Annotated in this window: 16 protein-coding genes and 1 tRNA gene; 10 read left to right on the top strand and 7 right to left on the bottom strand. The window is 72.4% G+C overall.

Annotated features, from left to right (window positions below):
• Positions 1-77 precede the first annotated feature (77 nt).
• Positions 78-150 (top strand) — tRNA-His (locus ABT034_RS00525).
• Between the two features lie 59 nt (positions 151-209).
• Here ABT034_RS00525 and ABT034_RS00520 read toward each other — a convergent pair.
• Complete coding sequence (locus ABT034_RS00520) at positions 210-2,840, bottom strand: cellulose binding domain-containing protein (RefSeq protein ID WP_351209693.1); 2,631 nt, start codon at positions 2,838-2,840, stop codon at positions 210-212.
• A gap of 170 nt (positions 2,841-3,010) precedes the next feature.
• On the opposite strand from ABT034_RS00520, the gene ABT034_RS00515 reads away from it, so the two are divergent.
• From ABT034_RS00515 to ABT034_RS00485, 7 genes are all read left to right on the top strand, one after another.
• A complete protein-coding gene (locus ABT034_RS00515; RefSeq protein ID WP_351209692.1) occupies positions 3,011-4,405 on the top strand; it encodes an ABC transporter substrate-binding protein in 1,395 nt (464 codons plus the stop codon).
• 120 nt (positions 4,406-4,525) lie between these two features.
• Positions 4,526-5,419: a carbohydrate ABC transporter permease gene (locus ABT034_RS00510; protein ID WP_351209690.1), complete on the top strand. Its 894-nt coding sequence runs from the start codon at positions 4,526-4,528 to the stop codon at positions 5,417-5,419.
• Positions 5,419-6,243: a carbohydrate ABC transporter permease gene (locus tag ABT034_RS00505; protein ID WP_351209688.1), complete on the top strand. Its 825-nt coding sequence runs from the start codon at positions 5,419-5,421 to the stop codon at positions 6,241-6,243. Before ABT034_RS00510 ends, ABT034_RS00505 begins: the two co-directional genes overlap by 1 nt.
• 176 nt (positions 6,244-6,419) lie before the next feature.
• Positions 6,420-8,102 (top strand): aspartate-alanine antiporter, encoded by a 1,683-nt coding sequence (gene aspT, locus ABT034_RS00500; RefSeq protein WP_351209686.1) that lies wholly within the window; start codon positions 6,420-6,422, stop codon positions 8,100-8,102.
• Positions 8,103-8,118: 16 nt separating this feature from the next.
• Positions 8,119-9,822, top strand: coding sequence for an aspartate-alanine antiporter (aspT, locus tag ABT034_RS00495; protein ID WP_351209684.1), 1,704 nt, complete (start codon positions 8,119-8,121; stop codon positions 9,820-9,822).
• A gap of 20 nt (positions 9,823-9,842) precedes the next feature.
• Positions 9,843-11,492, top strand: a complete 1,650-nt coding sequence (locus ABT034_RS00490) for a bifunctional aspartate transaminase/aspartate 4-decarboxylase (protein WP_351209682.1) — start codon at positions 9,843-9,845, stop codon at positions 11,490-11,492.
• A gap of 94 nt (positions 11,493-11,586) precedes the next feature.
• The gene (locus ABT034_RS00485; protein ID WP_351209680.1) at positions 11,587-12,042 is read left to right on the top strand and encodes a nuclear transport factor 2 family protein; all 456 of its coding nucleotides are present in this window, start codon (positions 11,587-11,589) and stop codon (positions 12,040-12,042) included.
• Between the two features lie 69 nt (positions 12,043-12,111).
• Here ABT034_RS00485 and ABT034_RS00480 read toward each other — a convergent pair whose 3' ends face one another.
• From ABT034_RS00480 to ABT034_RS00470, 3 genes are all read right to left on the bottom strand, one after another.
• Positions 12,112-13,659, bottom strand: coding sequence for a glycoside hydrolase family 18 protein (locus tag ABT034_RS00480; protein ID WP_351209678.1), 1,548 nt, complete (start codon positions 13,657-13,659; stop codon positions 12,112-12,114).
• 201 nt (positions 13,660-13,860) lie between these two features.
• Positions 13,861-15,270 (bottom strand): sensor histidine kinase, encoded by a 1,410-nt coding sequence (locus ABT034_RS00475; RefSeq protein WP_351209676.1) that lies wholly within the window; start codon positions 15,268-15,270, stop codon positions 13,861-13,863.
• Entirely contained in the window at positions 15,267-15,980 is a 714-nt protein-coding gene (locus ABT034_RS00470) for a response regulator transcription factor (protein ID WP_351209674.1), read from the bottom strand. The genes ABT034_RS00475 and ABT034_RS00470 overlap by 4 nt, the downstream gene beginning before the upstream one ends.
• A gap of 77 nt (positions 15,981-16,057) precedes the next feature.
• Between ABT034_RS00470 and ABT034_RS00465 the strand changes: the two genes are divergently transcribed.
• Positions 16,058-16,648, top strand: coding sequence for a hypothetical protein (locus ABT034_RS00465; protein ID WP_351209672.1), 591 nt, complete (start codon positions 16,058-16,060; stop codon positions 16,646-16,648).
• A 17-nt stretch (positions 16,649-16,665) separates the two neighbouring features.
• Here the strand turns inward: ABT034_RS00465 and ABT034_RS00460 are convergent, their stop codons facing one another.
• Both ABT034_RS00460 and ABT034_RS00455 read right to left on the bottom strand, forming a co-directional pair.
• Positions 16,666-17,532 carry a spermidine synthase gene (locus ABT034_RS00460; RefSeq protein ID WP_351209670.1) on the bottom strand — a complete coding sequence of 289 codons (867 nt, stop codon included), beginning with the start codon at positions 17,530-17,532 and terminating at the stop codon, positions 16,666-16,668.
• A 56-nt stretch (positions 17,533-17,588) separates the two neighbouring features.
• The gene (locus ABT034_RS00455) at positions 17,589-18,032 is read right to left on the bottom strand and encodes a hypothetical protein (protein ID WP_351209668.1); all 444 of its coding nucleotides are present in this window, start codon (positions 18,030-18,032) and stop codon (positions 17,589-17,591) included.
• A 229-nt stretch (positions 18,033-18,261) separates the two neighbouring features.
• Between ABT034_RS00455 and ABT034_RS00450 the strand changes: the two genes are divergently transcribed.
• Positions 18,262-19,548, top strand: coding sequence for an NsdA family TPR-like regulatory protein (locus ABT034_RS00450; protein ID WP_351209666.1), 1,287 nt, complete (start codon positions 18,262-18,264; stop codon positions 19,546-19,548).
• An 81-nt stretch (positions 19,549-19,629) separates the two neighbouring features.
• Here the strand turns inward: ABT034_RS00450 and ABT034_RS00445 are convergent, their stop codons facing one another.
• Complete coding sequence (locus ABT034_RS00445) at positions 19,630-20,223, bottom strand: histidine phosphatase family protein (RefSeq protein WP_351209664.1); 594 nt, start codon at positions 20,221-20,223, stop codon at positions 19,630-19,632.
• Between the last annotated feature and the right edge of the window lie 20 nt (positions 20,224-20,243).

The raw sequence follows: 20,243 nt of genomic DNA, 5'->3' as shown, positions 1-20,243 counted from the left end.
GGCGCGAGCACCCTCCATCACCCTGTAGACTTCTTCTCGGCCGGTCAGGGAAACCTTCGGGAAAACCGCCGGGCATGGTGGGTATAGCTCAGCTGGCAGAGCACCTGGTTGTGGTCCAGGATGTCGCGGGTTCAAGTCCCGTTACTCACCCTGAAGGCTCAGGCCCCGGTTCGAAAGAACCGGGGCCTGAGTCGTTTCCACGTTCCGGTCTACGTGCCGGACGTACAGCTGAGCGTCGTCGGGGGCGGGTTGGCGCCCGACCAGGAGCCATTGAGGCCGAAGGTGGCCGAGCCGCCCGGCGGGACCGTCGCGTTGTACGAGAGGTGCGAGGCCGCCACGTCCGCTCCGGTCTGGGTCACCGTCGCGTTCCACGCCTGGGTGACGCGCTGGCCGGCCGGCTGGGTCCAGCGGACAGTCCAGCCGTTCAGCGGAGCCATACCCGTGTTCCGGAGGGTGACCTGGGCCGTGAAGCCGCCCTGCCACTGGTTGGTCACCTTGTACGCGACCTTGCACGCGTCCGTCGGGGTGCCGCCGTCGCCGGTCTCGGCCGTGTCGCCGTAGAGGATGCCGCGGCCGTTGGTGGAGACGTACACCCGGCCGTAGACCCGGGGGTCGCCGGTGATCGCGGCGCCGGTCCAGCCCCACTGGTGGGCGTCGTCGTTGATCCGGACCCAGCTCGCGCCCGCGTCGGTGGAGCGGAAGACGCCGCGTACGCCGCCGATCTTCGCGCTCGTGTAGAGGGTGGGGTACGTGGCTCCGGGCGCGGCCTTGCCGAAGCCGATCGTGTCGGCCTGCTCGACCCCGGCGATCCGGGTGAAGGTGGCGCCGCCGTCGGTGGAGTGCCAGAGGCCGTACGCCGAGTCCGGCGCCCCGCCGGCGAGCCAGATGTCGCCCTTGTTGCCGGGGACGGCCTTGAAGCGGACGTTGCCCTTGGCGGGGAGGCCGGTGGCCTTGGTGGTGAAGGTCAGGCCGCCGTCCGTACTGGCGTGGAAGGCGCCGGCCGCGAAGCCGTAGAAGGTGCGGGGGTCGACGCGGTCGGACTCGACGGTCGCGCCGGCCGGGATGCCGGTGGACGCCGTCCACGCGCCTCCGGTGCCGGTGTGGACGCCGGCGCCTTCGGGGCTCCAGACGAAGCGGGTGCCGTCGGCGGACGCGGCGACCGTGCCGCCGCCGGTGACGCCCGCGGGTTCCTGTCCGGCGCGCCAGGTGGCGGCGTTGTCGGTGGAGAACGCGACCCGCGGGCCGCCGTCGAGGTGCCCGGCGCGTACGACGGTGTCCGGCTTGGTCTCGGCGAAGTCCACGCTGGTGGTGGAGGTGAAGTTGGGGCCGGTGAACATCATCGCGGGGACCTTGGTGAGGTCCGTGTGCCGGAAGCCGCCGATGTCGCCGAGGGCGCTGATCAGCGGGGCTCCGGAAGGCGGCGAGGCCAGGTCGAGGACGGCGGTCTCCTCAAGACCCGCGACCATGGGCCGGATCGTGAACTTCGTCCCGGTGTCCCACCGGGTGAGCTCGGTGGTGCCGTAGATCGTGGCGCCGGTGCCGTACATCATGCGGTTCGAGTCGAACGGGTCGATCTCCAGGGCCTCGGTCATCCAGCCGAGCTTCGGCGTCTGCTCGGGCGGGGCGGGGCTCGCGCCCCAGGTCAGCCAGGGGGCGGAGGAGACGTCCATCGTGTAGCGGTCGGCGCGGTTCGGGTACGCGGTGTAGTCCCAGGCCCTGGTCCAGCTGGCGCCGCTGTCGGTGGAGCGGAAGATCTGGGTGTCGGGGTACCAGGAGCTGTACCCGGACACCATGACCGTGCCGGGGTTCTGCCGGTCGACGGTGAGGCCGCTGAAGCCGTAGTGGGTGTCGGCCTCGGCGACGGGGCTGATGTCCGTCCAGGCGCCGGTGGCCGTGGCGTACCGCCAGACCTGGCCCTTGCCGCCGTCGTACGGGCCCGCCGTGTCGCTGTACGCGAGGTAGAGGTAGCCGTTCTCGGCGTCGAGCACGCCCTTGTGGGCGAGGTAGCCGGTGGGCTGGCCGGGCAGCCGGGTCCAGGTGGCGCCGGCGTCGGTGGAGCGGTAGACGGCGTTCTCCTTGTCGCCGACGCCGACGTAGATCGTGCTGGTGGCGCGGCCGGCGGTGCCGGTGGACTCGTCGAAGGTGACCCAGACGATGCCCTGTTCGTCGGAGTTGTAGCCGCTGGTGTCGGTGGGGTCCTGCTGGTAGTTGCCGGGGTTGGTGAAGGAGGTGACCTTCGACCAGGTGACCCCGGAGTCGGTGGAGCGCCAGAGGCCGTTGCCGCTGGGGGCGCCGAGGTAGAGGACGCTGTTCTTGTGCGGGTCGATCGCGAGGCGCTCGCCCATGCCTCGGCCCGGCATGTTGCCGCCGAGCTTGAAGGGGAGGTCGGCGCGCTGCCAGGTGGCGCCGCGGTCGGCGGAGCGGAGGACGGCGCCGTTGCCGGGGTCCCAGTCGTTGGTGTACGTGCCGACGGCGGCGTACACGCGGTCGGGGGCCACGGAGTCGGTGGCGAGTCCGACGACTCCGGTGTGGCCCCAGTCGTCCCAGCCGATGTGGTCGAGGAGCGGGGTCCAGGAGGAGGCGGCCTGGTTCCAGCGGTAGGCGCCGCCGATGTCGGTACGGGCGTAGGCGAGGTTCTTCTCGGCCCGGTTGAAGACGATGCCGGGGACGAAGCCGCCGCCGTCGATCCGGACGTTCTTCCAGGTGTACGAGGGGGGCGCGGCGGCGGGCGCGGCCGGGGGCGCGGCGGGAGTCGGTGCGGCCGTGACGGCCGGTGCCGCTCCCGCGAGGAGGCCGGCGGTCAGGGCGAGCCCCGCCAGGAGGTGTCGTGTTCTGCGCATGGGGGTCCTGTCGACGAGAAAAGTATGGGAGCGCTCCCACTATTCGGCGACTGTCAGAACACGGTCAAGGTGCGGGAGTCGTCGAAGACGTTCGACGACGCTCGGCCGTCCGGGTGGTGCGCCTGGCGGGCTCCCCGTTCCCCGTGGTCCCGCGCACTACGGTCGGGATCATGTGGTGGAGGAGGACGCGGCCCGGCGCCGCCGGACGCGGGCCCCTCGTACCCGCCGCCGGACGCGGGCCCCTCGTACCCGCCCCCGCCTTCGTCCTCGCCCTCGTCCTCCTCCTGGCCGCCGCGCTCTCCGCCGGGTGCGCCACCGACCCGCCGGAGCCCTCCCCCGTGCCCGACCGCGAGCGCGTCGACGGCGCCGGGCGGCCGATCACCCTCACCGTCGGCGTCTTCGGGGAGTTCGGCTTCCAGGAGGCCGGGCTCTACGACACGTACATGCGGCTCCGTCCCGACGTCACCGTCCGGCAGACCTCGCTCTCCCGCAACGACGTCTACTACCCGCAGCTGCTCACCCACCTCACCGCCGGCTCCGGCCTCGCCGACGTCCAGGCCGTCGAGGTCGGCAACATCGCCGAGGTCGTCGCCACCCAGGCCGGACGGCTCGACGACCTCGGCTCGGCGCCCGGCGTCGACAAGAAGACCTTCCTGCCGTGGAAATGGGCGCAGGCCACCACCCCCGACGGCCGCACCCTCGGGCTCGGCACGGACATCGGCCCACTGGCCCTCTGCTACCGCAAGGACCACTTCGCCGCGGCCGGCCTGCCCACCGACCGGGAGACCGTCGGGCGCCTGTGGGCCGGGGACTGGCGGAAGTACGAGGAGGTCGGGCGGCGCTTCGCCGAACGGGCGCCCGAGGGCGTGGCGTTCACCGACTCCGCCTCCGGGGTGCTCGCCGCGGCCGTCTCCGGCGCTCCGCTGCGCTACTACGACGCCCGCGGCGAACTCGTGGTGGGGACCAACCCGTATGTGCGGGCCGCCTGGGACCTCGCCGCCGACTTCGCCCGGCACGGGCTCACCGCCCGGCTCCAGCAGTTCACGCCCGACTGGGACCAGGCGTTCGCGCGCGGGGCCTTCGCCTCGATCGCCTGCCCGGCGTGGATGCTCGCCTACATCCAGGACAAGTCAGGGCCTGCCGCGCGCGGGCGGTGGGACGTGGCGGTGGCGCCCCGGCCCGGCAACTGGGGCGGCTCCTTCCTCGTCGTGCCGTCCGCCGGGCGGCAGCGGGCCGAGGCCGCCCGGCTCGCGGCCTGGCTGACCGCGCCCGAGCAGCAGGCCCAGTTGTTCGCCCGGCGCGGCGGCTTCCCGAGCGCCTCCGCCGCGTACCGGCTGCCGCAGGTGGCGGACGCGCGGCACCCCTACTTCGGGGACGCGCCGACCGGGCCGCTCTTCGCGGCGGCCGCCCGGGGAGTGCCGCTCGCCCCGGTCGGGCCCAAGGACGGGCTCGTCAACCAGATCCTCTCCGACATCGGGATGCTCCAGGTCGACCAGACCGGGCGGTCGCCCGACTCGGCCTGGCGGGCGGCGATGCGGGCGATCGACAACGCGTTGGACCGGTGAGCGCCCTTGACCGAGACGAGGGACCCCGTGGACCCGTTCCTGCCACCGGCCGGTACGCCCGTCCCCCCGCCCGCCGCCACTCCCCTGAGGCCACAACCGGTTCGGGGGCAGGGGCGGCCCGTGCGCCTCGGGCGGCTGCGGTCGCGCTCCGCCCCGTACGTGCTCGTCGCCCCGTTCTTCCTGCTCTTCGGGGCGTTCGGCCTCTTCCCGCTGGTCGCCACCGCCTGGACCTCGCTGTTCCGGGTGGAGCTGACCGCGCCGGAGGCCCGGGAGTGGGTGGGGCTGCACAACTACGCCCGGCTGCTGCACGACGAGTTCTTCTGGAACGCCCTGTCGAACACCGTCGCCATCGGTGTCCTCGCCACCGTCCCGCAGCTGCTGCTCGCCCTCGGTGTGGCGCACCTCCTTGACGTACGGCTGCGCGGTCAGCTGGCCTTCCGGGTCGTGGCGCTCGCTCCGTACGCGACCTCGGTGGCCGCGGCGACGCTCGTCTTCGCGCTGCTCTTCGGCCGGGACCAGGGGATGGTCAACTGGGTCCTGGGGCTCGTCGGGATCGACCCGGTGGACTGGCAGAACGGCCCGTGGGCCTCGAAGGCCGCCGTCTCGTCGATCGTGATCTGGCGCTGGACCGGCTACAACGCGCTGATCTACCTGGCGGCGATGCAGACCGTCCCGCGCGAGCTGTACGAGGCGGCGGCGCTCGACGGGGCCTCGCGGTGGCGGCAGTTCCTGCACGTGACGCTGCCGGGGCTTCGGCCGGCGCTGCTCTTCACGGTCCTCGTGTCGACGATCGGCGCGACCCAGCTGTTCGGTGAGCCGCTGCTGTTCAACAGCGGGGCGGGCGCCTCGGGCGGGGCGGACCACCAGTACCAGACGCTGGGGCTGTATCTGTACGAGCAGGGGTGGGTGAACCTGCACCTGGGGCGGGCGGCGGCCATCGCCTGGGCGATGCTGCTGATCCTGGTGGTGGTGTTCGGGATCGCCCGGCTCCTCGGGCAGAGGAGGGCGGTCTGATGCGGACGGTACGGGCGGGCTGGGGTACGTACACGCTGCTCGGTCTCTTCGCGGCGGTCTCCCTCTTCCCGCTGGTGTGGACGGCGGTGGCGGCCTCTCGGACGAGTACGCGGCTCGCGTCGGCGCCGCCGCCGTTCCGGTTCGGGCGGAACCTGCCGCGGAACCTGGGGATCGCCTGGGCCGAGGGCGGCCTCGGTGAGGCCCTCGCCAACACCGCGGTGGTCGCGGGTTCGGTCGCGGCGGGCACGGTGCTCTTCTCGACGCTCGCCGGTTTCGCCTTCGCCCGGCTGCGGTTCCGGTTCCGGGGCGCGTTGCTGCTGCTCGTGGGGGCGACGATGCTGATCCCACCCCAGCTCGGGGTCGTACCCCTCTATCTGCTGATCGCGCGGCTGCAGTGGACGGACCAGCTCCAGGCGGTGGTGCTGCCCTCGCTCGTCTCGGCGTTCGGGGTCTTCTTCATGCGCCAGCACCTCCTGCGGGCGCTGCCGCCGGAGCTCCTGGAGGCGGCGCGGGTCGACGGGGCGGGGACGCTGCGGGTGGTGTGGCACCTGGTGTTCCCCGCGGCGCGGCCGGCGATGGCGGTGCTCGCGATGCTGTCGTTCGTGGCGGCGTGGAACGACTTCTTCTGGCCGGTCCTGGCGCTGACGCAGACCGGGAACCCGACGGTGCAGGTGGCGCTGACGGGGCTGGGGCGGGGGCATGTGCCCGACCAGTCGGTGGTGATGGCGGGGGCGCTGCTCGGGACGCTGCCGTTGCTCGTGGTGCTCGCGCTGTTCGGGCGGCACATCGTGGGCGGGGTGATGCGGGGCGCGGTGAAGGGCTGAGCGCCGCGAGCGGCCTCCGGCTCCCTCCGTTCACCCGTATCGCCCTCCCCCCTTCCCCGTACCGTCCGCTCACCCGTTCGGGCGAGGCGGTGATCCACTTCCCCGCTCCCCCCTGTTAGCGTCCCCTTATGTCCAATATCCTCACATTTAGCCCTTCTTGGGCGCGGTGAGGGCCGATGGGGATCCTGCGTGACCATCCCGAACTCGCCCTCTTCCTCTGCCTCGCCGCCGGCTACCTCGTCGGCAAGCTCCGGGTCGGCCCCATCACCCTCGGCGGCATCTGCGGCACCCTCATCGTCTCGCTGCTCCTCGGAGCCTGGGCGAAGGTCACCGTCTCCGACGACGTGAAGACGATCTTCTTCGCGCTGTTCATCTTCTCGCTCGGCTACATGGCGGGACCGCAGTTCTTCTCCAACCTCAACAAGAAGAGCCTGCGCTTCTTCGCCCTCTGCCTCATCGAGGTCGTCTGTGTCGTCGGCATCGCCCTCGGCCTCGCCGGGGCCTTCGACCTCGACGTCGGCACCGCCGCCGGCATCCTCGCCGGCGCAGCCACCGAGTCGGCGGTCGTCGGTACGGCCACCGAGGCCATCGGCAAGCTCTCCGACCTGACGCAGGAGCAGATCACCCAGTACCAGGGGCACGTGGCCACCGCGTACACGGTCTGCTACCTCTTCGGTCTCATCACCATCGTCATCTACACCAGCCAGATCATGCCGATGATGCTGCGGATCAACCTCCGCGACGCCTCCCGCGAGCTGTGGGAGAAGATGCGCGGCTCCGGCGGGGGCCTGGAGTCCGACGAGCGCGAGGCCCTCCCCGGCATGGTCGGCCGGACCTTCCTGGTCACCCACGCCGACGGCACCAGGGTCGGCGACCTGGAGCGCTCGCTCGGCGGCCGGGTCACCGTCGAGGCGGTGAAGCGGGGCAGCAAGGTCCTCACCCCTCCCCCGCCCGGCTTCGAACTGACCCTCTCCGACCTGGTGCTCACCGTGGGCCGCCGGGCCAACATCATCGAGGCGGGGCGGGTCATCGGCCCCGAGACCCCGGCCGTCCCCGGCCTGGACACCCCGCTCGCCACCACCGAGGTCTCGCTCACCGACAAGGCCGTGGTCGGCAAGTCCCTGGACACCCTCGCCAAGGAGCACCCGGAGTTCACCTCCGGCGGGGTGTACGTGACGGACGTCCTGCGCAACGACCAGCATCTGCCGGCGACCCCGGAGACCGTCGTCCACCGCGGTGACGTCCTCACCCTGGTCGGCGCCCGCTCGGGCCTCGGCAAGCTGGCGTCCAAGGTCGGCGCGGTCGTGAAGAACGACGCCACCGACTTCATCTACCTGGGGCTCGGCATCGTCTGCGGTTCGCTCCTCGGGCAGGTCGTGGTGGAGTTCGGCGACGTCCCGATGTCGCTCGGCACGGGCGGCGGCTGTCTGATCTCCGGGCTGCTCTTCGGCTGGTTCCGCTCCCGTACGCAGACCTTCGGCGCCTTCCCCCCGCAGGCCGCCTCCACCCTCAAGGACATGGGCCTCGCGATCTTCATCGCCTGTACGGGGCTGGTGTCGGGCCCGCAGGCCTGGCCGCTGCTCAAGGAGTACGGGGCGCTGCTGCCGTTCGCGGGGATCGCAATGGTCCTGGTGCCCGCGACGATCTCCCTGGTCGTCGGCCGCAAGCTCCTGAAGATCGAGAAGCCGCTGCTCATCGGCGCCATCGCGGGCCAGCAGTGCTCGACCCCGGCGATCACCTCGATCACCCAGGTGGCCCAGAGCTCGGTCCCGATGCTCGGCTACACGATCACCTACACGCTCTCGAACTTCCTGCTCCCGCTGACCGGCCCGCTCCTCGTCGGCATCCTCGGAGCGTGAGAGGACCCATGACCCGATGATCGACTTCCTCGACCGGAACGTCTTCCAGCCCCACCCCGAGCTGCTGATCTTCATCACGGTCGCGCTCGGCTTCCTCCTCGGCAAGCTCCGCTACAAGGCGATCGCGCTCGGCGCCGTCACCGGCTGCCTGGTGGCGGGGCTGCTGCTCGGGGCGCAGTTCGAGGTCACCGTCGACGGCACGGTGAAGAACCTGTTCTTCACCATGTTCCTCTTCGCCCTCGGCTACAAGGTCGGCCCCCAGTTCTTCCGCGGCCTGAGGAACGACGGTCTGCCGCAGGTCGTCAACGCCCTCGTCGTCTGCGTGACGGGCCTCCTCGTCTCCTGGGGCTTCGCCGTCATGCTCGGGTACGGCCCCGGGCTCTCCGCCGGCCTCCTCGGCGGCGCGCTCACCCAGTCCGCGGTCATCGGTGTCGCCCAGGACGCCATCGGCAACCTGCCGGGGCTCTCCGCCGAGCAGCTGAAGACCGAGGAGAACCTGGTCGCGATCGGTTACGCCGTGACGTACCCGCTCGGCACCATTCTCTGCGCGATGCTCCTCGCCAACGTCCTGCCCAAGCTGTACAAGCGGGACCTGGCCGCCGAGTCGGCCCAGCTGGCGAAGGAGCTGGACGCGCCGGGCGACGACCCCGACCTGGCCGAGGGCTACTACACGGTCGTCCTCCGCGCGTACCGCATCGAACGGCCCGACCTCGTCGGCCGCACCATCGACGACTTCGAGAAGCAGCAGCAGGCGCTCGGCCGCCGCATCTACCTCACCCGGGTGCGGCGCGACGGGCAGCTCCTCGACCACGACCAGCGGACGGTGCTGCGCGCGGGCGACACCGTGGCCGTCAGCGCGCTGCGCGGCTCACTCGTCGACTTCGACGCCCGCACCCACATCGGCCCGGAGACCGACGACGTCGAACTGCTCGGCTACCGGACGGAGACACTGCACGTCGTCGCCTCGGACAAGGAGCAGCTGGGCAGGACGGTCGCCGACCTGCGCCGGGAGCCCTTCATGGTCGGCGTGTACGTCGACAGGATCTACCGCTCGGGCGCGGAGTTCCCGTACCGGCTCTCCACGAAGCTGGAGCGCGGCGACACCGTGGTCCTGACCGGCCCGAAGCGGCTCGTCGACCCGGCGGGCAAGGCGATCGGCAAGCCCGTGCCGACCTCCTTCGCCACCGACATGCTCTGGGTGGGCCTCGGCATCTTCCTGGGCGGCTGCGTCGGCATCCCGGCCCTGACCGTCTCGGGCGTGCCGATCTCGCTCTCCACCTCCGGCGGCGCGCTGATCATGGGCCTGGTCTTCGGCTGGATCCGCGGCAAGTACCCGACGTACGGGAACGTGCCGCCGGGTGCCCAGTGGTTCATGGACACCCTCGGTCTCTGCCTCTTCATCGCCGTCGTCGGCATCAACGCCGGGCCGAGCTTCACCAGCGGTCTGTCGTCGGCCGGCTGGGGGCTGCTGATCTGGGGCGCGGTCGCCACCGTGATCCCGCTGATCGTGGGCTTCCTGTACGGCCACTACGTCCAGAAGATCCGCTTCCCGATCCTGATGGGTGTCCTGGCCGGCGGCCAGACGACGACCGCGGCGATCGGCGCGATCAACGAGCAGTCCAGGTCCCAGATCCCCACGCTCGGCTACACGATCCCCTATGCGGTGGGCAACGTCCTGCTGACCATCTGGGGCGCCGTGATCGTCCTCCTCAACCACTGACGTCCTCAAGGGAGTTCCCCGTGCCCAAGACCACCTTCACCCGCGAGGAGATCCAGTCCTTCGCGCAGCTCTCGCCGTTCGAGCTGAAGGACAAGTTCATCCAGATCGCGCAGGCCGCGCAGGCCGGCAAGCCCGGCCAGAAGGTGAAGTCGCAGACGCAGATGCTCAACGCGGGCCGCGGCAACCCGAACTGGGTCGCCACCGGCCCCCGCGAGGCCTTCTTCGCCCTCGGCTACTTCGCGCTGTCCGAGTCCCGCCGGGTGTGGACCGCCGACAACCTCGGCGGCATGCCGGAACTCCCCGGCTCCGGCGCCCGCTTCGACACCTTCGTACGGCAGCACCCCGACCTGCCCGGCATCGAACTGCTCCAGCGGTGCGTGGAGTACGGCGTCGAGCGCTTCGGCTTCGACAAGGACGCGTTCCTGCACGAGCTGACCGACAGCACGATCGGCGACAACTACCCCGTACCGGACCGGATCCTGACCCACACCGAGCAGGTCGTACGCGGCTACCTCGCCGACGAGATGTTCGACAAGCGGCCGCCGGCCGGGAACCTGTCGCTCTTCGCGACCGAGGGCGGCACGGCCGCCATGTGCTACATCTTCGACTCCCTGATGAAGAACGGGATCCTGAAGAAGGGCGACCGCATCGCCCTGATGGTGCCGGTCTTCACCCCGTACATCGAGATCCCCGAACTCGACACGTACGACTTCGACGTGGTCACCGTCAGCGCGAGCCTCTTCGCGGAGACCGGGGTGCGCGAGTGGCGCTACCCGGCCGACGAGGTCGCGAAGCTGGCCGACCCGGCGGTGAAGCTGGTCTGCGTCGTCAACCCGTCCAACCCGCCGTCCCTCGCGCTGAGCGAGCGGGTGACGCAGCAGATCAAGGACATCGTCGCCGGCCCCAACCCGAACCTGCTGATCGTCACGGACGACGTGTACGGCACCTTCGTCGAGGGCTTCCGCTCCCTCGCCGCCGACCTGCCGCGCAACACGCTCCTGGTGTACTCGTACTCCAAGCACTACGGCTGCACCGGCCACCGGCTCGGCGTCATCGGCCTCCACGACGACAACGTGATCGACGAGATGATCGCGAACCTGCCGGGGGCCGAGAAGGACCGCCTCGCCAAGCGGTACGGCACGCTGAGCCTGGAGCCGGCGAAGATCCGGTTCATCGACCGTCTCGTGGCCGACTCCCGCCAGGTCGCCCTCAACCACACGGCGGGGCTCTCGCTCCCCCAGCAGGTCATGATGACGCTGTTCTCCCTCTTCGACCTGCTCGACGAGGGCCAGGCGTACAAGGAGAAGATCCGGGGCATCGTGCGCCAGCGCCTCGACCTGCTCCTCGAAGGCGCCCGGATGAAGATCGCCGACGACCCGGAGCGGGCCGGGTACTACATCGAGCTCGACCTCCTCGCGGAGGCGGAGCGGGTCCACGGGAAGGACTTCGCGGACTTCCTGGAGAAGAACTACGAGCCGGTCGACCCGCTGTTCCGGCTGGCCGAGCAGACCAGCGTCGTCCTCCTCAACGGCGGCGGCTTCGACGGCCCCGAGTGGTCCGTCCGCGTGTCGCTCGCCAACCTGGACGACCTGGACTACCTGAAGATCGGCCACCATCTGCGGGCGATCTTCACCGACTACGCGGAGGAGTGGAAGGCCGCACGGGCGTAGTACGGGCGTGGCACGGGCGTACGGAGACGGCCGACGCCAGGTCGACGTCCGACAGCCGCCAGCGTGATCCGTTCCGGCCGGTCACGCTGGCGGCATGACGACGAACTCCCCCACCACCGACTCGACGGCAGTCCTGACCGGCATGTACGCGGCGGAGGCCGCCTACCTGGCGGCCGGAGGCCCCGGCAAAGCCTCCTTCGCGCCGCTCGCCCCCTCCTTCGCGCCCGACGTGGTCCTCCACCAGGCCGCCACCCTGCCGTACGGCGGGACCTGGCACGGACACGCGGGCCTGGAGCGCTTCTTCCTCACGATGAGCCGGGTGTGGGAGTCCTTCGACATGACGGAACAGGAGTTCCTCGCCACGGGCCCCACCGCGGTGGTCCTCACGCGCGTGCGTGCCCGCGCCCGCGCCACCGGCCGCGCGCTGACCTTCCCGATCCTGCAGACGATCACCGTGCGGGACGGCCGGATCGCCGAGGTCCGGCCCTTCTACTGGGACACCTCGGCGATCGCCGACGCCTGCGCGGTACGCCCGTCGGCGGCCGGGTAGGGATGCGCGCCCCGGCCGGCGGTGGGGTGGCTCCGGCCGGGGCGCGCGCTCGTGGGGGGACTCAGCGGCTCACTTGTAGGCGGCGAAGGCCTTCGTGAAGGCCAGCGGCTGCTGGAGGATCGAGGAGCAGGTGGCGTCCGCGTAGTTCACCGCGCCGGCCGCGCACTGCTTGTCACGGGTCGAGGACCACATCGACAGCCAGCCGATGCCCTTGGACTTCGCGAAGTCGACGAGCTGGGTGGCGTCCTCGACCGTGAAGATCTCGGTGACGACGTCGTTCACACCGATCATCGGGGTGACGGCGACGGCCTTCCAGGCGGCCGCGTCGGAGAGCCCGAGGACGCCCTTGATCTGCGCCTGGGTCGCGGTCGCGGCCTGGATGGCGTACGTGCCCATGTCCGCGCTGTACGCCGGGCCGTAGTCCATCGCCATGATGTTGACGGCGTCGACGCGGACACCGTTCCGCTTCGCGTCGGCGAGCAGGTCGACGCCGGGCTGGGTGAGGCCCTCGGGCATGACCGGCAGGGTGAAGGAGACGTTCAGGCCCGGGTGGGACTTCTGGAGCTGGGCGATCGCCTGCGAGCGGCGGGTGTTGGCGGCGGTGTCCGGCAGGGCCGCGCCCTCGACGTCGAAGTCGACCTTGGTGAGCTTGTACTGGTCGATGACCTTGCCGTACGCGGCGGCCAGCGCCGAGGACGAGGAGCAGTTCAGGGCCAGCTCGTGGCCTGCCGCGCCGCCGAAGGAGACCCGGACGTCGCCGCCCTTGGCGCGAAGCGCGCCGATCTGGGCCGCGACCTTGTCGTGTCCCAGGTCGGTGACCCCGCCCCACAGCGGGGCGCAGGCGCCGCCGGAGGTGATGAAGGCGAGGTTGAACTCCTTCACGCCGGTGGCGTCGGCAGTCGCGAGCAGGTCGTACGCCGGGTAGAGCGAGGTGTCGACGTAGGGGGCGTACTTCGCGGCCGTGACGGGGGCGCCGGTGGAGGTCGCGGTGGGCGTCGGGGCGGGGGTCGGCGCGGTGGTCGGCGCGGTCGTCGTGGTGGCGGTCGGCTTCGGGCTCGTGGTGGCCGTGGCGGTGGCGGTGGGCGTGGGCTTCGCCGTGGCGCTCGGGCTCGCGGTCGCCGACGGGGAGGCCGTCGCGGTGGGCGGGTCCGTGGGGCGGCCGCTGGGGGTGGGGGCGGTGCCGCCGGCGGAGCAGGCCGCCTTGTTGATGAGGCAGTTGGCGGGGTCGCCGGCCTCTCCGGCGGCGGAGGTGACGAAGCCGACGGTGACGGACTGGCCGGGGGCCAGCTGCTTGTTCCAGCTGGCGGGCTTCACGGTGACGTGCCGGCCGGAGACGGTGTGCTCGCCGTTCCACAGGGACCCGATGGTCGTCCCGGCCGGGAGGTCGAACTCCAGGGTCCAGTCGGCCTGGGCGGTGGAGGTCTCGTTGGTGACGACGTACTGGCCGGTGTAGCCGCCGGTCCAGGCGCTGGTACGGGTGTACGCGGCGCCGACCGCGGCGGCCTGGGCCGTACCGGTGAACGCGAAGACGGCGCCGCCGACGACCGCCGCCGCGACGACCGCTCCGACGGCCTTGGTCCTGGTGCTCGTCCTGCGCCGGTGCGAACTGGTGCCCATCGCGTGCCTGCCTCTGCGTACTGGGGGGTGGGGAGGGGGTGCGGCAGCACGCTAGCGACTGGGAAACGGACAAAAAGGTGTCCGGGGGCGCGGGCGGGGATCCTTAGGATCCGCTTAAGGAAGGCATCGGAACCACGAAAGGTTCCGCCCGTACGCACCCCGTACGTACCCCGTGCGCACCCCCTGCGCACCCCGTACGTCTCAGCCGACGTCGGCCCTGCGGGTGCCCGTGCCCCCGCGTCTGCGCCGGGCGGGCCGGCGGCCCTGGCGTCCGGCCGTGCCGCCCGAGCGGCGCCCGTCGAGGCCGATCCAGACGCGGACCTCCGTGCCGCCGAGGACCGAGTGCCCGATGCGGACGTCGCCGCCGGTGGTCTCCGCCATCCGCCGCACGATGTCGAGGCCGAGGCCCGTGGAGCCGTCCCTGGCACCGCTGTTGCCGCGGGCCAGGGCGGCGGCGGGGTCGGCGATGCCGTGGCCCGCGTCGGAGACCAGGACGATGACGGCGTCGTCGCCGTTGTGGAGGTCGATCGAGAAGGCGGTGCCCTCGGGGGTGTGCCGGAAGACGTTGCCGAGGAGGGCGTCGAGCGCGGCGACGAGCTCGGGGCGGGCGACCGGGATCCGGACCGGGCGCTCGACACCTGCGACCCGTACCCGGCGGCTCTCGTCCTCCGCGAGCGCCGACCAGAACTCCATCCGCTCGCGCACCACTTCGGCGGCGTCGCAGCCCGCGCCCGGGCCGGTCGCCTGGGTCTGCGGCTTCGCGTCGCGGGCGGTGCGGATGATGATGTCGACCTCGCGCTCCAGCTGTTCGACGGCCGCGCGGGTCTGGTCGGCGGCCGGGCCCGAACCGAGCGAGGCCGCGTTGAGCCGGAGGACGGTGAGCGGGGTGCGGAGCCGGTGGGAGAGGTCGGCGGCCAGTTCGCGCTCGTTGGCGAGGAGCTGCACGACCTGGTCGGCCATGGAGTTGAAGGCGACGGCGGCCGACTTGAGTTCGGGCGGCCCCTCCTCGGGGACCCGGGCGCCGAGCCTGCCCTCGCCCAGGTCGTGGGCGGCGCCCGCGAGCCGCTGGGCGGGCCGGACCATGCGGACGCCCAGCCGGTCGGCGACGGCGACGGAGCCGACGATCAGGGCGATGCCGACACCGGCGAGGACCAGCCAGGCGGTGGCGACACCGTTGGACACCTCGCCCTCGGGGACGAACAGTTCGACGACGGCGACCTTGCCGCTGCTGAGCGCGGTGGGCTGGAGCAGCGCGAAGCCGCCCGGGACCTCGGCGATGGAGGCCCGGCCGAGCCTGCGGGTGGTCGCGAGCTCCTCCTCGCCGGCCCGGCGCGTGCCGATCTCCAGGTCCGTGGTGCCGGGTTCACCGGCGGGGACGTGGACGGCGAGCCGTCCGGCGGCCCCGTCCTCGGTGGTGGCGACGGCCTTGTCGAGTTCGTCGCGGTCGGTGGTGATGGCGAGGACGGGCGCGAGCCCGGCGGCCCGCCGCTCGGCGTTGGAGAAGGCCCGGTCGCGGGCCATCTCCTTGACGACGAGCCCGAGGGGTACGGCGAAGGCGACGACGACCATGGCGGTGACGGCCAGCGACACCTTGACGAGGGCCCATCTCAAAGCTGCGGCTCCGGTTCCTGCTGCCGCGGCGGCTCCAGCTTCACGCCGACTCCGCGCAGGGTGTGCAGATAGCGGGGCCGGGCGGCCGTCTCGCCCAGTTTCCGCCGCAGCCACGACAGATGGACGTCAATGGTCTGGTCGTCCCCGTACGACTGCTGCCACACCTCGGCGAGCAGCTCCTTGCGCGGGACGACGACCCCGGGCCGCCCGGCGAGGAAGGCGAGCAGGTCGAACTCGCGCCGGGTCAGGTCGAGCGGCGTCCCGTCGAGCTCCGCCTGGCGGCGCAGCGGGTCGACGGTGAGCCCGCCGACCCGGAGCGCCCGGGACGGCGGCGCCTCGCCCGCCGAGGCCCGCGCCCTGCGCAGGACGGCGGCCATCCGGGCCGAGAGGTGGTCGACCGAGAAGGGCTTCACGAGGTAGTCGTCGGCCCCGGCGTGGAGGAGCCGTACGATCTCCGCCTCGTCGTCCCGGGCGGTCGCGATGATCACCGGTACGTCGGTGATCCCGCGCAGCATCTTGAGCGCCTCGGACCCGTCCAGGTCGGGCAGTCCGAGGTCCAGGACGACCACGTCGAAACGGAAATGGGCGACCTCGCGCAACGCCTCCAGGGCCGTGCCGACGCTCCGTACGGTGTGGGAGGCTTCGGACAACTGCCGGATGAGGGCGGAGCGCACGAACTGGTCGTCCTCGACCACGAGCACACTTGCCATGGGCCGCACCGTACGCCATTCGGGTGAGCGTAGGTATGGACCACCCTCCGGTACGGGTCCTCTCGGCGTGGTGCAGTATGGCCCCGATGCGAAGAGGACTCGTTCACGCCCTGGCCTGGTCGCTCGCCACCGGCGCGGCGGTCACCCTGTCCTGGTGGGGAGTGCACACGGTGCTGTCCGGCACGGTGTACGACCCTCCGCGCGCGCTTCCCCTCCCGGCCGGCAGCGCGGACGAACCGGACTCCGCCGGCAGCGACCCGCTGACCTCCTCGACCCATCGGCCCGGCACCACCGAACCCTCCGCGCCCTCCGCGCCCGCGACGGCGAAGCCCACGCCGAGCGGCGGCCGCACGACCCCGGCCACGCCGACGGCGACCCCCTCCCGGTCGGCGAAGCCCACGACGGAGGCGCCCCCGGCCACCGAGCCGCCCGCGTCGGATTCGAACGTGAAGAGCTACACGGTGGACGGCGGACGGGTCGCCTTCGACCTGGGGAAGGACTCGGCCGAGCTGGTCTCGGCGATCCCGGCCTCCGGCTGGCAGATGCAGGTGTGGAAGCAGCCGTCCTGGATCCGGGTCACGTTCACCGCGGACGGCCGCGAGCTGTCCGTCTTCTGCGTCTGGCACGACACGGCGCCCCGCGTGGAGATCGAGGACCGCGCGACCTGAGGCGTCCGGTCACACGGTCAGCGGAAGACGGACGCGGGCGGTACGGGTGAGGGCTTGGCACTCGCGTCGGTGACCGGCGCCGCTCCCCCGGCGAAGTCGGCGAGGGCGCGCCCGTGTTCGACCCGGCCCGGGTGCGGGTCGGTGGCGACCCGGCGGGTCAGCTCGGCCACCGGCAGCTCACGGTCGGATGCGAGCAGCACCGCGTTGCCGAAGCGGCGGCCGCGCAGCACCGTCGGATCGGCGGTCAGAGCGAGCTCGGGGAAGACGGCGGCGGCCGTGGCGATCTGGCCGCGCAGATGGGTCAGGGGCGGGCCGTCGGCGAGGTTCGCCGCGTAGAGGCCGCCGGGCCTCAGCACCCGCCGCACCTCGCCGAGGAACTCGGTGCTGGTCAGATGGGCGGGGGTGCGGGCCCCGCTGAACACGTCGGCGATGACGAGGTCGGCCCAGCCGTCCTGGACCTTGGCGAGTCCGGCGCGGGCGTCGGTGGAGCGGACGCGGATACGGGCTCCGCCGTCGAGGGGAAGCTCCCGGCGGACGAGTTGGACGAGGGGCCCGTCGACCTCCACGATCTGCTGGGTGGAGCGGGGCCGGGTCGCGGCGACGTACCGGGCGAGGGTGAAGGCGCCGCCGCCGAGGTGGACGACCTGGAGCGGCCGGTTCGGCGGGGCGGCGAGGTCGGCGATGTGGCCGAGGCGCCGCTGGTACTCGAAGGCGAGGTGGGCCGGGTCGTCGAGGTCCACGTGGGACTGCGGAGCGCCGTCGATGAGCAGCGTCCAGGCGCGGGGGCGTTCCCGGTCGGGTATGAGTTCGGCGAGCCCGCCGTCGACGGTCTCGACGACGGAGGCGGCGGCCGCCGCCCGGTCGCGCTGCTTGTTCCTGGCCACGGTCCTATTATCCGGCCAGTGATGAGGGGTCCCGCCCGCGCGGCGGGTCCGCCGCCTCAGTGGCAGCCGTCGGCCGCCTCGATGAGACGGGCCGCCTCGCCGAGCGCCTTCCGGAGGACGGCGGGGTCGGTGACGGGGTCGGTGTCCCCCGGCGGCAGCAGCCAGCCCGCCGGGCGGGGCGCGTCACCCGCCGGTTCGGGCAGTTCCGGCAGCTCGGGGAGGCGGAGGCCGCGCCCCGAGGTCCGCGTACAGGCGCTGCCCGGCATGTCCCAGGCGGCGGCGGTGCCCGGCGGCACCAGGAAGCCGAGGGTGTCGCAGGCGCCGTCGTGCACGACGGGGCCGACGGCGGGAACGGCGCCGCGTCGCAGGATGTCCACGGCCTCCAGGCCCTGCCGGACGGGGACCGTCACCAGGTCCCAGGCTCCGGCGTCGGGCTTGGGCCCGTCGGCCTCCGGGGCGGGTGCGTGCCACGTGGCCGACTGCGAACCGATCTCCGACATGGGGACCCCTCCTCGCTCCTGAGGAGACACGTTCCGTCTCTCCCTTTACGGTTCAACGCCCGTCGGCGTCAACGGCTACGGCGCCATGCCGCCGCAAAGGATGGCAGTTCATGGCAGATCACAGGCGAGATATCCGATTTGTAGCCAAACTCTGCGTACGCATCCGGTCACAGCAGGTACGTTCCTGTGCTGCCGGACCACCACCGGCAGCACAGGAGAGGGCTCGGCCATGGCGACGTCACGGGCAGTTCCCAATCTCGCCTTCCGCCGGCTCCGCGGACAGCAGTCGCCGGCGGAGTTCGCCGCGGCGGTCCGCCGGGCGGCGCGGGAGATCGGCGAACAGGTCGCGTGCGACGCCCGCTACATCGGGCGCGTGGAGGCGGGCGAGATCCGCTGCCCCAACTACGCGTACGAACGGGTCTTCCTGCACATGTTCCCCGGACTCGGCCTCGCCGACCTGGGGTTCTCCGCGCGGGAGACGGTGCGCGGCCGGCGGCAGGCCGTACCGGCCGGGGCAGCGCCTCCCGCCGCCATCACCACCCGGAACGATGAGGAGAGCGACGTGCTGCGTCGCGCATTCATGACGAGCGGCTCCGCCACCCTGGCGGCCGCCTCGCTGGGACTCGGCGGCCCCGCCGTCGCGATCCCCACCCCCCGCGGGGTCCACCGCATCGGCGAGGCCGAGGTGCGGGCCGTCGAGGACGCCGTACGGCAGATCCGTCTGCTCGACGACCGGCACGGCGCCGACGGGCTCTACAAGGTCGCCGCCCAGCCGCTGCGTGCCGCGTACGCGCTGCTCGACACGGGCACCATGACCCGCCGCTCCACCGAGGACCGGCTGCACGCGGGCGCGGGCGAACTCTCCCTCTCCGTCGGCTGGCTGGCCCACGACTCGGGGAGGCACGAGGACGCGCGCTCGCACTACGCGGAGGCCCTCGCCACCGCGCGCGTGTCCGGAAACGCGGCCCTTGAGGCGCACGCCTTCTGCAACACGTCCTTCCTGGCCAGGGACACCGGCCGGTACCGCGAGGCGGTGCGGGCGGCGCAGGCCGGGCTGCGGGCCGCGCAGCCGCTGGACTCGGCCCGGCTGCTGTCCCTGCTGTCGCTGCGGGAGGCGGGCGCGTGGGCGGGGCTCGGTGACCGGTCGGCCTGCGAGCAGGCCCTCGGCCGCGCCCACGGCTTCTTCGACCGGGGCCCGGCCGAGGGCGACCCCGAGTGGATGTCGTTCTTCGGGGAGCCGGAGCGGGAGGCCCTGGAGGCCCAGTGCTGGTCGGCCCTCGGCGACTGGGGCCGGGCGGCCCGGCACGCCCACCGGGCCACGGTCCTGCAGAACCCGCACTTCGCCCGGAACCTGGCGCTCTACCGCGCCCACCTCGCCAAGGACCTGGCGCACGCCGGACGCCCCGACGAGGCGGCGGCGGAGGCGAAGCGGGTGGTGGACTCCCTGGACGGCATCGCCTCTGCCCGGATCCGCGGGATGCTCTCCGAGACGCGGCGGGTCCTCGCGGCGTACTGAGGAACGCCTCCGCTCCGGGTGGCGGCCGCGTACTGAGGGGCGCTTCTCCTCCGGGTGGCGGCCGCGTACTGAGGGGCGCTCCTACTCCAGGTGGCCGGTGTCGTTCCAGCGCTCGACCGCGGGGGCGCCGTACGCCCAGCCGAGGACGGAGAGGCTCGTCGGGTCGAGGCGGATGCGGGAGGCGAAGGAGACGTCCTCGCCGAGCCAGCGGGCGCCGATCGAGCGCAGGATGTGCCCGTGGGCGAAGACCAGCACGTCACGGTCGGCCGAGCGGGCCCAGTTCACGATCTCGTCGGCGCGGTCCGAGAGCTGCGCCAGGGTCTCCCCGTCCGGGACGCCGTCGCGCCAGATGAACCAGCCCGGCTGGACGGCCTGGATCTCGGGCGGGGTCATCCCCTCGTACGCCCCGTAGTCCCACTCCATCAGCGCGTCCCAGGGCTCGGCCCGGTCGGCGAAGCCGGCCAGCTCGCAGGTCTCGCTCGCGCGGACCAGCGGGCTGGTGCGCACCTCCACGCCGGGCAGGCCCTGCCAGGGGCGGCGGTGCAGGCGCTCGCCGAGCAGCTTCGCGCCGCGCCGCCCCTCGTCGAGCAGCGGGATGTCGGTCCTGCCGGTGTGCCGGCCGAGAAGTGACCACTCGGTCTGACCGTGCCGGGCGAGCAGGATGCGCGGTGCCATGGGAAGGACGCTCCAGGGGT

The organism is Streptomyces sp. NPDC002773 (genome assembly GCF_040295605.1).
Classification (GTDB): domain Bacteria; phylum Actinomycetota; class Actinomycetes; order Streptomycetales; family Streptomycetaceae; genus Streptomyces.
This window is presented reverse-complemented; position numbering and strand designations above follow the sequence as displayed.